Origin of the sequence: Citrobacter werkmanii, from assembly GCF_008693645.1 — a bacterium.
GTDB lineage: Bacteria > Pseudomonadota > Gammaproteobacteria > Enterobacterales > Enterobacteriaceae > Citrobacter > Citrobacter werkmanii.
The window spans coordinates 131,039-143,867 of sequence record NZ_CP044101.1; the positions used below are offsets into that span (position 1 = coordinate 131,039).

The 12,829-nt window shown below is 54.1% G+C and carries 13 protein-coding genes; 4 read left to right on the forward strand and 9 right to left on the reverse strand.

The genetic code is table 11. From position 1 onward, the window contains the following. Positions 1 to 8: 8 nt before the first annotated feature. The 5 genes from uhpB to rbsK form a co-directional block, all read right to left on the reverse strand. The gene (gene uhpB / locus FOB24_RS01310; protein WP_150344440.1) at positions 9 to 1,511 is read right to left on the reverse strand and encodes a signal transduction histidine-protein kinase/phosphatase UhpB; all 1,503 of its coding nucleotides are present in this window, start codon (positions 1,509 to 1,511) and stop codon (positions 9 to 11) included. Continuing rightward, positions 1,508 to 2,101 carry a transcriptional regulator UhpA gene (uhpA, locus tag FOB24_RS01315; RefSeq protein WP_038635664.1) on the reverse strand — a complete coding sequence of 198 codons (594 nt, stop codon included), beginning with the start codon at positions 2,099 to 2,101 and terminating at the stop codon, positions 1,508 to 1,510. Before uhpA ends, uhpB begins: the two co-directional genes overlap by 4 nt. A gap of 145 nt (positions 2,102 to 2,246) precedes the next feature. After that, positions 2,247 to 3,260, reverse strand: coding sequence for an aldose 1-epimerase family protein (locus FOB24_RS01320; protein ID WP_087857250.1), 1,014 nt, complete (start codon positions 3,258 to 3,260; stop codon positions 2,247 to 2,249). An 11-nt stretch (positions 3,261 to 3,271) separates the two neighbouring features. After that, complete coding sequence (fucP, locus tag FOB24_RS01325; RefSeq protein WP_038635670.1) at positions 3,272 to 4,588, reverse strand: L-fucose:H+ symporter permease; 1,317 nt, start codon at positions 4,586 to 4,588, stop codon at positions 3,272 to 3,274. Positions 4,589 to 4,615: 27 nt separating this feature from the next. Next, entirely contained in the window at positions 4,616 to 5,536 is a 921-nt protein-coding gene (gene rbsK, locus FOB24_RS01330) for a ribokinase (protein ID WP_038635672.1), read from the reverse strand. 324 nt (positions 5,537 to 5,860) lie between these two features. Between rbsK and FOB24_RS01335 the strand changes: the two genes are divergently transcribed. Then, positions 5,861 to 6,646, forward strand: a complete 786-nt coding sequence (locus FOB24_RS01335; protein WP_085049143.1) for a DeoR family transcriptional regulator — start codon at positions 5,861 to 5,863, stop codon at positions 6,644 to 6,646. Between the two features lies 1 nt (position 6,647). Here FOB24_RS01335 and ilvN read toward each other — a convergent pair whose 3' ends face one another. The 3 genes from ilvN to ivbL all read right to left on the reverse strand — a co-directional run bounded on the left by ilvN (position 6,648) and on the right by ivbL (position 8,836). Next, positions 6,648 to 6,938, reverse strand: coding sequence for an acetolactate synthase small subunit (ilvN, locus tag FOB24_RS01340; RefSeq protein WP_038635677.1), 291 nt, complete (start codon positions 6,936 to 6,938; stop codon positions 6,648 to 6,650). 3 nt (positions 6,939 to 6,941) lie between these two features. Then, on the reverse strand, positions 6,942 to 8,630 hold the full coding sequence (gene ilvB, locus FOB24_RS01345) for an acetolactate synthase large subunit (protein ID WP_137346625.1): 1,689 nt from the start codon (positions 8,628 to 8,630) through the stop codon (positions 6,942 to 6,944). Between the two features lie 107 nt (positions 8,631 to 8,737). Beyond that, positions 8,738 to 8,836 (reverse strand): ilvB operon leader peptide IvbL, encoded by a 99-nt coding sequence (gene ivbL / locus FOB24_RS01350; RefSeq protein WP_003827118.1) that lies wholly within the window; start codon positions 8,834 to 8,836, stop codon positions 8,738 to 8,740. Between the two features lie 522 nt (positions 8,837 to 9,358). Here ivbL and tisB point away from each other — a divergent pair. The 3 genes from tisB (at position 9,359) to emrD (ending at position 11,783) form a co-directional block, all read left to right on the forward strand. Further along, complete coding sequence (gene tisB, locus FOB24_RS01360) at positions 9,359 to 9,448, forward strand: type I toxin-antitoxin system toxin TisB (protein WP_003023909.1); 90 nt, start codon at positions 9,359 to 9,361, stop codon at positions 9,446 to 9,448. A 123-nt stretch (positions 9,449 to 9,571) separates the two neighbouring features. Further along, positions 9,572 to 10,405 carry a DMT family transporter gene (locus tag FOB24_RS01365; RefSeq protein WP_110496412.1) on the forward strand — a complete coding sequence of 278 codons (834 nt, stop codon included), beginning with the start codon at positions 9,572 to 9,574 and terminating at the stop codon, positions 10,403 to 10,405. 193 nt (positions 10,406 to 10,598) lie between these two features. Next, the gene (gene emrD / locus FOB24_RS01370; RefSeq protein WP_069323660.1) at positions 10,599 to 11,783 is read left to right on the forward strand and encodes a multidrug efflux MFS transporter EmrD; all 1,185 of its coding nucleotides are present in this window, start codon (positions 10,599 to 10,601) and stop codon (positions 11,781 to 11,783) included. Here the strand turns inward: emrD and FOB24_RS01375 are convergent. Next, entirely contained in the window at positions 11,710 to 12,792 is a 1,083-nt protein-coding gene (locus tag FOB24_RS01375; protein ID WP_150344441.1) for a cellulase family glycosylhydrolase, read from the reverse strand. The two genes, emrD and FOB24_RS01375, sit on opposite strands and share 74 nt — an antisense overlap. Positions 12,793 to 12,829: the final 37 nt, after the last annotated feature.

A 12,829-nucleotide genomic window follows, 5' to 3' on the forward strand; every position in this document is an offset into this window, starting at 1 on the left:
GCCGTTCCTTAGGCGTAGCGCTGGGGCAGCGACACGCTGACGCGCGTACCGTGCATACAGGAAATCGTGAGTGAACCGCCGAGCGCCGTCACCCGCTCGCGCATACCGGTGAGGCCGAAACCCTGCGGGTTCGACCCCGGCGGCAAGCCGCTGCCGTCGTCCTCAATGACCAGCATCAGCCGCTCATCCTGCTGCCAGCCCTGGAGCGTCACCGCGCTGGCATTGGCGTGCTTCACAATGTTGTTCAGCCCTTCCTGACAGACGCGAAACAGCGTCACGCGCTGGCTTTCGCTCAGCAATGACTCATCAATTCGCCAGTCAAGGTGGCTGACGATACCGCGACTTTCCAGCTCCATTTCGCGCATCAATGAACGGATGGCCTGTTCCAGCGTGAGATCGTCCAACTGTCGCGGTCGCAGGCGACCCAGCAGGCGGCGCACCGAATCGTACACGCCCAGAGACAACTGCTCGATATGCGCCCCGCTTTGCTTAACGCCCGCGTTCTCGGGGGCCAGGCGCTGTACGATACCCGCCTGCGTACGAATGGCGGTGATGGTCTGGCCGATATCGTCGTGCAGCTCGCGCGCCACGTCGCGGCGCACGCTCTCTTCGGTCTCCAGCAGACGTTCCGCCAGCCGATGATTACGCGCCAGCTCGTTTTGCAGCGACTGGTTAAGCTCACGCAGCCGCTGAATACCCGCGCCGAGCAGCAGCCCGGTCAGGCTTTGCACCAGCAGGGAGAGCAGTAAATCGACCGGGTGATCGTGCCAGGTCTGGCTGGCAATCAGCGCGATGGCGTTCATCAACGTCGCAATCAGCGCGCCTTGCCAGCCGTAATGCCAGGCGAGCGCAATAATCGGTAAAGCGAGACAAAACGGCGTAAAGCGCGAAAGCTCAGCGGGCAAACCGAGCTGTAGCCACAGGCTGACGGTGAACAGCAGCAGATACCAGACCAGATGTCGCCCGCGCCAGTTCACCGGCTGCGACACCAGCGCCGGGCCGAGCGGCAGCCAGGTGGTGCTGGTGAGGTAGTGCCAGAACACCAGGCAGATCGGCGCCAGCGTTAATCCGCCGGTCAGGGTCAGTAACAGCGCATTCCACGCTTCCTCCCCCTGCCCCAACCACGGCAGCGATTGCAGCAGCGCCGCCGCCGTCAGCGCTGCGCCCTGCAACAGCAACGTGCGCCAGTCGCGTTGATGGCGGTATCGCGAAATCAGCATCACCGGGAGTAGCGTGAGGGCGCTTCCGATCATCAAAAGTGGCAAATGAGCCAGCGCCACCTCCTGCGCCAGCCAGTACATCAACAGCCATTCCGCGCCCAGCAGCACCGGCCAGTAACCGCGCGGGCATTGCAGCATTAATCCCAGACGCAGGCCAAACGGAAACAGCAGTACCGCCAGCTCCGGACGTTCGACCAGATGCAGGCTGATGCTCCACAGGCAAAACCACGCGGCGGAAAAAATAAAGAAACAGGCGACAACGGTAATCAACCGGGAGAAAAGTGCGTTCATTGCCAGCCGTCAAACATCCGGCGCGCCAGTTCAACATCGTTGCTGACGTTCAGCTTTTCCATCAGGTTGGCGCGATGAACGTGCACCGTTTTCGGCGACAGCCCCAGCTCGGCGGCAATCTCTTTCACCGCCATCCCCTGCGCCAGCTTCTCCGCCACCTGACGCTCACGTTTGGTCAACGGATCCTGACGCCCGGCCGCCAGCTTGACGGCGATGTCCGGCGTCAAATAGCAACCGCCGGTCGCCACGGTATGCACGGCGGCAATCAGTTCATCCGGGCTACAGCGTTTTGAAAGAAAGCCACGCGCGCCTGCGTTGAGCGCCTGCTCGACCAGTGCCGGGCTGTCGTGGACGGAGAGCATGATGATCGCCATCCCTTTTGGCAGTTGGCTGAGTAGCTCCAGGCCCGAGATATCGGGCATCGAGATATCGCAAATACACACCTGCACGCCGCGCCCCGGTAAACCGGCCAGCGCCTCGCGCCCGGAGCCAAATTCCGCCACAACCTGCAAATCAGCTTCCAGCCCCAGCAGTTGGGCAAAGCCGGAGCGGACGATAGTGTGGTCGTCGATAAGGGCGATGGTGATCATGGGTTTGTCCTGGGGCTGGGAAACGCCTGATGGCGCTGCGCTTATCAGGCCTACGGGAAGGTAGGCCTGATAAGGCGTTTATGCCGCCATCCAGCAAAAGCGCTTACCTTAACGATAAGCGCTTTGGTGTTCAAGCCTTGAGCGATCAGGCTATGCCTGTCGTGACGGTAAATGTCCGGGTGTGCTGCGGTTCTATTTCAATCAAGGTGCCATTGCGTTGTGCCGCCAGGAATCCTTCGGGTCGACAGGTTGCAGGCAAGGCGAATGCCGCAACCTGTTGATCGCCGTTATACAGGATCCATCGCGTCACATAATTCAGCTCCGCGCTGGAGAAGCGTGTAACGAACGTGGTGCCATCTGGTGCTATCATGCTAAATTCCGGCTTATCTGTGTACCTGTCCAGTTGGTCAGCAAAGAAGACAATTTCCGGATCGTAAAAATGGGGTTCATTGAGCCGCGCCAGAGAAGCCTCGCCCTGCACAATCCGCTGATTAAACGCCAGCCATTGCTCAGTCGGCTTAACATGCGCGGGTATCGACTCACGCAGCTTCATGGCCTCATCCGGAATATTCTGGCTGAAGGAGGCTTCCGGTACGTAGGCATAGTTCATATGGCACATGTACTGCAACGGCATTGCCACTGAGGCGAGGTTGGTAACCGCCATCTGAATATCAAACAGCGCGCTCGCTTTGTGCATTACCACCGCAGGATGCGCCTGATAATGATGACCGAACCCCATCACATACTCATAGCGTCCACCCACGCGCAAATTCTCACCCTCCAGCTCCAGCCAGGCTTCATCCATCGCGGCACAAGCCATTTCACCGTGCAAAGGATGTGAATCTTCTGGCGATGGGCAACCATTAGCCAACAGACCTGAGTGGAAGGCAAAACAGCCGTAGGTCGCCACCACTTCCGCCGCCGGTTTCGGCTGACTGAACATGTTACGCATGGTCAGGTCATGGCCATCAAACTGAGCATCCCATATCATTTGCCCCATCCAGGGCAGAATAACCAGATGTCCACGACTGTTTTCTACCTTCAGCCCTTCCACTCCGCTGGCGTAACGAAATGCGGTAACCGTGAAGTCACTATTCTTCAGTAAGATTCGCGGATGCTCTGCAAAGAGTTCTCGCCACAGCGTTATACGTGTTGTCATGATCGCTCTCCTCAGGAAACTGTCGCTTCTGCCAGGTTGTTGCGCACTTTGCTTTCACGCCAGAAGTAGATACCGACGTACACGAAGCAGAGCATGGAAACCAGGAACGAAAGTTGCAATGAATGGAACATATCAGCCACATAGCCCTGAATCGCCGGAACCACCGCCGCGCCGACAATCGCCATAACAATGACGGCACCTGCCATTTCGGTATGTTCGTTATCCACGGTATCAAGCGTACCAGCATAGATTGTCGCCCAGCAGGGTCCAAACAGGACACTTACCAGCACTGCGACATACACAGCGCTGAAACTTGGCGCCAGTGCAACATAGATGAGGAACAGGGCACCAATGATGGAATAGAGAATCAGCACTTTTTCCGGATTGAAGCGTGTCATCAAAATGTTGGCGATAAACTTGCCGATAAAGAAGCAGGCGAAGCTATAGACCATGAAGGTTGAGGCGTCGCGCTCGTTGATATCACCTAATTCCAGGGCCAGACGGATGGTGAATGACCACACCGCGACCTGCATCCCCACATAAAGAAATTGCGCCACAATTCCACGACGGAAACGGGCATTGCTGGCCAGATAACGCAGTGTATCCATCGCTGACGGGCGTTTACGACTCGTGGTTTGCGCGACTTTACAGGTCGGGAAGCGGGTCAGCAGGAATAACACCATCACCACAACCAGCACCATAATCATGTACTTGTATGGCTCAAGAGTATTTTCCAGCATCATCACTTTAAAGTTATGGATCTGCTCGGCGTTCATCCCGGCCATCTGTTTTTCCAGGCTTTCGCCTTCAGAGAAGACCAGATATTTACCCAGCAGAATACCAGCCGCTGCGCCAATAGGATAAAAGGTCTGGCTGATGTTCAGGCGTAAGGTCGCATAGGCTTTTGGGCCTATCATTGAGCTGTAGGTGTTGGCTGCCGTTTCCAGGAAACTCAGGCCAATCGCAATCGCGAAAATCGCCGCAAGGAACATGGTGTAGGTGGCCATGTGCGATGCCGGGAAAAAGAGCGTACACCCAACGATATAAAGGGTCAGCCCCATTAAGATGGCGATTTTATAACTGGTTTTTTTAATCACCAGAGATGCCGGGATCGCAATTAAAAAATAGCCGCCATAAAAGGCACTCTGAACTAATGCCGAGGCAAAGTTACTGAGTGAAAATACACTTTTGAATTGCGTAATCAGAATATCATTTAATGCGGCTGCGCATCCCCATAACGGGAATAAACAGGATAACAAAATAAACTGGAACAGAGGGGTCTTATTCAAATAGCCGTCAGGCATCTGAATGATGTTTTTATCGTTCATAGTGCTACCTTTTACAGTGCAGGAGTATTATTCGTTTAAGGTAAGAAACTCATTAAATTGTTCGATGCTTGGATAAGATGATTGAGTGCCTTTCCCGGTAACGCTGAAAGCAGCGAAGAGAGCGGCTTTTTTCATGGCGGTTTCCACATCACCGCTTTGAACGTAATAGTGAGCAAAACAACCGATGAAAGCGTCGCCTGCGCCACTGGTATCGACAGCGTTCACTCTAAACGCCGGAACATGGACTTCCTGGTCACGCGTCATCCACAGCGCACCTTTCTCACCCATGGTGACGATAATATTGTTCAGACCTTTATCAACCAGAGAACGTGCTGCTGCGCGAATATGGTCATAGGTATCTACTGGCATACCGGTTAATATTTCCAGCTCGGTTTCATTCGGCACGAAAAAATCACATTTACAGGCATAAGACATATCTAATTCCCGTAATGCAGGGGCGGGATTTAGTAACACTTCAATACCGTGCTTTTTGCCGAATTCAATCGCGTGATAAACGGTTTCCAGCTGCACTTCCAGTTGCAGGATAATAAGCTGACATTTTTTTAGATCTTCCGCCGCACGATCGATATCTTCCGGGGAGAGAAATTTGTTCGCTCCTTTAATAATCAGAATGCTGTTGCTGGAGTTGGCATTAACAAAGATCGGTGCGACACCGCTGCTGGTGCAGGGTACCTTTTCGACATAGGTGGTATTAATTCCCCAGGATTCGAGATTACGAATAGTGTTATCCGCAAAAATGTCATCACCGACTTTTGTCAGCATCAGCACTTTGGAATTGAGCTTAGCGGCCGCAACTGCCTGATTTGCGCCTTTGCCCCCGCAGCCAATTTTGAACGCCGGCGCTTCCAGCGTTTCCCCTTCTTTGGGCATCTGGTTGATGTAGGTGATGAGATCCACCATGTTGGAGCCAATAACCGCGATATCCATTTTACTACCTCTCAGAAACAATCACACAACAATGATATTAAAATAACATTATCATGTTACTTTTGTATCATTTGTGACTAGGATCGCGATTGGAAGATCATTTTATTGTTTATTTATTACGCTAAATGTTGCTATCCGATCACACTAAAAATGATGAAGTTGCTTACAATTGACTGAAAGTTAACTGGATATAATCAATAAAACGTGAAAAAACACGCTTTTATTTCCGAATAGTCAGACGTATAGTAATGCGGCAATGTCATGTTCTCAGAAACACAAAAATGTTACTGAAGGAACATGGAAATATGATTCGTGGAGAAGCACATGGAAACCAAGCAGAAAGAACGTATTCGACGTCTGATGGAATTGTTGAAGAAGACCGACCGAATCCATCTGAAAGAGGCGGCACGAATGCTGGAAGTTTCTGTGATGACTATTCGTCGGGATCTCAGTCAGGATGACGAGCCGTTACCCCTCACGCTGCTCGGTGGTTACATTGTGATGGTGAACAAACCTGCTACCATCGTTAACGCGCCACTCCCCGCGCAAAAGCAGTATCACCGCGACGATTTACCGGTTGCCATTCTGGCAGCGGGACTGGTGAGTGAAAATGATCTGGTCTTTTTTGATAATGGTGCGGAAATGCCGTTGGTGGTCAGCATGATCCCGGACGATATTTCCTTTACCGGGATTTGCTACTCGCATCGGGTGTTTGTAGCGCTAAATGAAAAACCCAACGCCACAGCGATTCTTTGCGGGGGAACCTACCGGGCGAAAAGTGACGCCTTTTACGACACCAGCAATCCCTCCCCGCTGGATGCACTCAACCCACGGAAAGTCTTTATCTCCGCCAGCGGAATCCATGAGCATTTCGGCGTTAGCTGGTTCAATCCGGACGATCTGGCCACAAAACGCAAAGCGATGGAACGCGGATTACGTAAAATTCTGCTGACGCGCCACGCCCTGTTCGATGAGGTCGCCCCCGCCAGCATTGGTCCACTCTCCACCTTTGACGTACTGATAAGCGACCGTCCGTTACCGGCAGATTACGCAACCCACTGCCGGAACGGCTCTGTCAAAGTGATTACCCCGGATTCAGACGGCGACTAACTCACTCGAAGAAGACGGAGATTTTATTAAACATCGACGGGTCTGACTGGTTGCGGGCGACTTTCACCACATCTTCCAGTTTGTCGATCTGGCTTATCATCTGTTCCAGACGCTGATCGTCGTTGACCAGTAGCCAGATACGGCTCTTATCGCTGTCCTGGATCGGTAGGCAAAGAATACCTTCCACGTTGAACGCGCGGCGGGCAAACAGCCCGCAGACGTGGGTCATTACGCCCGGATGGTTGCGTACGGTGAGTTCCAGGATTACGTTGTCATGAGTCTGCTGTTGCATGGCTTATTCCCCCACCATTTCAGTGTTTGCCGCACCCGGCGGCACCATCGGGTATACTTTTTCTTCCGCGTCGATACGCACGTGGATCAGCGCAGGTCCAGGGCGATTAATCATTTCCTGCAACGCTGCCTGTGGATCCGCTTCGTTATTTAAATCACAAGTTTCCAGACCAAATCCGGCTGCGATCTGCATAAAGTTAATCATCCCCGGATAGGTCGCGGCAAAAACACCCTGCTTATAGAACAGGCTCTGCTGCTGATATACCAGACCCAGCGCTTCGTTATTCATCAGAATGATTTTAATATCCAGCTGATTTTCGCTGGCCGTCGCCATTTCCTGAATATTCATCATCAGGCTACCGTCGCCAGAGAAGCACAGGACTTTTTTATCCGGGTTCGCCAGCGCCGCGCCAATGGCCGCCGGCAGACCAAATCCCATGGTGCCCAGACCACCAGAAGTCAGCCACTGACGCGGACGGTTCAGCGGATAAGCCTGCGCCGCCCACATCTGATGCTGGCCGACGTCGGTAGTGATAATGGCGCTGTCATCCACGCAAGCCGCCACGGCGTTGATCAGCCCATAGTGACTGAGCGGGTCGCTTTCCTGCGGAATAGCGCAAGGAAACTCACGTTGTAAATCGGCCACCATCTGATGCCATGCCTCTCGCGGCTGGGCTGCAACCAATGGGATCAGTTGCGCCAGAACCTCATCGACATCCGCCTGAATCGCGACATGCGGCTGTTTGATTTTACCCAGCTCCGCACGGTCGATATCCACGTGGATGATTTTGGCGTTCGGGCAGAACTGTTCGGTTTTACCAATCGCCCGGTCATCAAAACGTGCGCCCAGAACAATCAGTAAGTCCGCTTCTTGCAGAATAAAGTTGGTGCTGCGCGCGCCGTGCATACCCAGCATGCCTAACGACAGCGGATGCGCCTTTGGCAGCATGCCCAGCGCCATCAAGGTCATGGTGGTAGGCAGCATGGCTTTTTCGGCCAGTTCACGCACGCGTGCGGGCGCGTTAATCACGCCGCCGCCGAGGTACAGCACCGGACGCTGTGCGGCATTAATCATGGCCGCGGCATCGCGAATGCTGTCCTGACTGAACGCCGGCGCCGCCATTTTCTGCGCGGGTTCCGGCATCTCTTCAATGTCAAATACGGCGGTTTGAATATCCTTAGGAATGTCTATCCACACCGGGCCTGGACGTCCGGACTGCGCAATGCGGAACGCATCGCTCATGACCTGCGGTAATTCATTGATATGGCGGACCAGATAGTTGTGTTTGGTGATGGGGATAGAAATACCGTAGGTGTCGACTTCCTGGAAGGCGTCGGTACCGATCATCGAGGCCGGAACCTGCCCGGTGATACACACCAGCGGGATGGAATCCAGACGAGCATCGGCAATCGCGGTAACCAGGTTGGTGGCGCCCGGCCCGCTACAAGCCATACACACGGCGGGTTTACCATCGGTTCGCGCCATGCCTTGCGCGATAAACCCCGCACCCTGCTCGTGGCGCGCCAGGATATGACGGATTTTCGTGCTTTGGCTTAACGCGTCATAGACGGGAAGGATCGATCCGCCAGGGATACCGGTGACTACCTGGATTCCCTGACGTTCCAGGAAATGAACGATGAATTCTGCGCCCGTAAAACGCGTACGCTTGGATGTTATGCCCGAACTTGCCATGCTCCAGTCCTTTTATTCTGGGCCGTTGCTCCGGGCAGGTCTCTTAAACGAAAAACCCCGCCCGGTTTGCGCCGGCGGGGTTTTGGAATCGTGTGTTGATCCGGACCCTACGGCGCATTGCCGACGACCACCACCACACGCACGACGACCGCTGCGCGAGATGGCGCAGTTTTTAGTAGGGTCGCAGTCAGCATGGAAGGGTTCATTAGGGACCTGTCTGTTTGTTGATTAACTGGATTTATACAAACACAGGTTTTTCAGCGTGACAATGGAAAAATTTTCATCTGCACAAAAATGCGTCAAAGATCACATTTCGCTATGTGATGATGAAAAACAAAAAACCCCGCCGGAGCGAGGTTCTTTTCAGCGTTGTGCGGTTGGTAGCCGCCGAGCACACTGTGTTATGTCAACGAGAAAAGTATACGCGTTCTGCGAAGAACACGCAATTTCGGCACGAATTTTGATGATGTTGAGTATGGCCTAATGTTGACGTCTCGTCCATAAAATACTGTTAATTTATACAGTATTTATCTATAATATTTCGGTACGCAATGTGTTATGCGGGGGCCGCATCGTAAACCGGCGCATCAAAGTCCTGGCTGAAACGGGTGGTGCCGTCAGCGCCTTAACCCCCGTGTGAGCACACTGTGTTATGTCAACAAAGGTGCTGGCAACAGGCAGCGGCGAGGTACGCCAGCACCGTGCTCCTTGTACCAAAAGGAGAGCGTATGAGCCTCGTGGATATCGCTATTCTTATCCTCAAACTCATTGTTGCAGCACTGCAACTACTTGATGCCGTTCTGAAATACGTTAAGTAATTCAGATTCAAGTCGCACCTAAGGGGAGCGGGTAACACTCCGCTCCCCTTTCACCTTTTCCCAGGTGCTTGTCACGCGTCAATATGTTACGTTTTTATGACATTCTCAGGGAAGAATTCCGCCATGACGCTTTCTGTTTTCTGCATTTTGCTGTTCGCCGCGTTGCTGCATGCCAGCTGGAATGCCATTGTTAAGGCTGGAAACGATAAACTGTACTCGGCGATCGGCGTCAGCGGCTCGGCTGCGATTATGGCATTGATCTGCTTACCCTTTGCGCCTCAGCCTTCTGCCGCCAGCCTGCCGTTTTTGGCTGTCTCAACGGCCTTACAAGTGGTGTACACGGTTCTTGTCGCCAAAACCTATCAGGTTTCGGATATGAGTCAGACCTATCCTTTAATGCGCGGCACCGCACCGTTGCTGGTTGCGATTATCAGCGTCCTGTTTCTTGGCGATAGTCTCTCTACGCTTGCCTGGGTGGGGATTGCCACCATCTGCCTGGCTATTCTCGGCATGGCATTTAACGGACGCAGCAGCTCGCAACGCGGGATCGTTCTGGCGCTCATTAACGCCTGTTTTATTGCCGGTTACACGCTGGTCGACGGCACCGGGGTACGCTTATCAGAAACCGCGTTGGGTTATACGCTGTGGACCTTCTTTCTGAACGGTTCTTGCCTGCTCACATGGGCGATGATCGCCAGACGCCGGGAAGCGTCACGCTATCTGGTACAGCAGTGGAAGAAAGGTATTCTTGGCGGGATTGGCACGATGGGTTCCTACGGACTGGCGCTGTGGGCCATGACCCAGGCGCCGTTGGCGGTGGTCGCTGCGCTGCGTGAAACTTCCATCCTGTTTGGCGCGCTGCTCGCCTGGCTGCTGCTGAAAGAGAAGGTCGCAGGGATACGTCTTGTCGCAGCCGCAGGTATTGCCATAGGCGCGGTTTTGCTACGCTTGTCATGATCTGTTGGTCGACCTGATGCAATCCGGCAACATTTGTTGCCGTTTTTTGTTTACATTTCCTGCCGTTCATCGCTTAAACATTCCAGCCTACTATCTGGCCTTCTTTTTCTGTTGTGGTAGATTCCACGCGCATTTACGGGAAAGTGCAGCACCTTATTCTTATTTTTTCACTTTTTGAAAAGTTATCAGCGAAATGAAAAGGCATAGAAGCGTCAATTTGTTGTTGATGTTGGTATTACTGGTGGCGGTTGGACAGATGGCGCAAACCATTTATATCCCCGCTATTGCTGATATGGCGCGTGAACTGAACGTTCGCGAAGGGGCGGTGCAGAGCGTGATGGCCGCCTATCTGCTGACCTACGGCCTGTCACAACTGTTTTACGGCCCACTTTCCGATCGCGTTGGCCGCCGTCCGGTGATTCTCGCCGGGATGTCTATTTTTATGCTGGCCACGCTGGTCGCCATCACCACCCACAGCCTGACGGTACTGATTATCGCCAGTGCAATCCAGGGGATGGGAACAGGCGTCGGCGGTGTGATGGCGCGAACCTTGCCGCGAGACCTGTATGAAGGTACGCAGCTTCGTCACGCCAACAGTTTGCTGAATATGGGGATCCTGGTCAGTCCGCTGCTGGCGCCGCTGATTGGCGGTATGCTGGATACCGTGTGGAACTGGCGCGCTTGTTATATTTTTCTGCTGATTCTGTGCGCGGGCGTCACGTTTAGCATGGCGCGCTGGATGCCGGAAACGCGCCCGGCAGGCGCGCCACGTCCACGGCTTATCGCCAGCTACAAGACGCTGTTTGGCAACAGCTCTTTCACCTGTTACGTGCTCATGCTGATCGGCGGCCTGGCGGGCGTTGCGGTCTTCGAAGCCTGCTCCGGGGTATTATTGGGCGCAAGGCTGGGTTTAAGCAGCATGGTGGTCAGTATCCTGTTTATTCTACCTATTCCGGCGGCGTTTTTCGGCGCCTGGTTCGCCGGTCGCCCGCACAAGCGTTTCTCAACGCTGATGTGGCAGTCGGTCATCTGCTGCCTGGTTGCCGGTTTGATGATGTGGATCCCAGGCCTGTTCGACGTGATGAACGTCTGGACGCTGCTGGTTCCCGCCGCGCTGTTTTTCTTCGGCGCCGGGATGTTGTTTCCACTGGCAACCAGCGGCGCAATGGAACCTTTCCCGTTCCTGGCGGGCACTGCCGGCGCGCTGGTCGGGGGATTACAGAACATTGGTTCCGGTGTGCTGGCGTGGTTCTCGGCGATGCTGCCGCAGACCGGACAAGCCAGTCTGGGCCTGTTGATGACCCTTATGGGGCTGCTGATTTTTGTATGCTGGCTTCCACTGGCGTCACGCGTGTCGCATCAGGGGCAGGCGGTTTAAGCGCATGATGGCCCGGTTTATCGCCGGGCTTGTCACATTCAGGCGCAATCATCGTCGTCAGTAACGGCTCCAGCGCCGGACGCCAGGCTCCCTCCTCGCCATCATAGAACTGCGTATCCGCATTGACAGCATAGGGAATCTTCGCTTTCTTCAGCTCGCACGCCATAAAACGGGCGAAGGCCATTTGCGCTGCAGAAGGTCCATTTTTAATGGTTTCTCCCGGCGACCAGCCGCCTACCCAACTCACATGACCGGTTTTCTGCTGCCAGCGAATGGCGGTATTGATACGGGCGCGAATAGCCGTCTTTTCCGCTGCAGTCCCTGACGTCCATGGGTATTTGCCGTTATTTTTCAGCGGCCCCCACGGGAAGATATGCCATTCGGCCAGCACGGTATTCTGGCTTTGCGGCGGCAACTTCAGGTTCGGCAGCTCTTCCGGCGCGGCACGCAGTCGCGGCGCAATGAAGATCATCCGTTGCGGGTCAATAGCGTGGATGGTACGAATCGTTTTGTCATACACCCGGTTGAGCGATGCCTGATTATGGTTGAGCTTATCCGCAGGTTCATAAATCAGGTCAAAACCCAGTAGCGGCGAACGTTGACCAAAGTAATGCGCCACCGCCACCCACCAGTTCACCACCTCTTTTTCATTACCGGCGCTGGGGTCTTGTTTATATTCATCCGCCTGGTAAGCAATAATCGGGATTACGCCATACTGCTCGCAGGCTTCGACCAGCTTGCGCAGATGAATCAGTCTGGCTTCTGTCGGTTCTCCCGCCACGCGAATACGCACATGGGAAATGCCTTTCGCCCTGAAATCCCGCACCACCAGCGGATCGAACTCGCGGATGCCACGCTCGGTTCGCGCCCAATCTACGTCCATCCCGACCCCAAGCTGCTGCGCATACGACGCCGCCGTCAGCGCTGGTGGTGCTGCACACACGGTGGCGCTGGCGAAGAGTAACAGGGAAACAATCGACTTTAACACGGTCGTCCTTACGCAAATCATCAGGAGTGATATCACGTATTTAGCATGCTTTTTTACT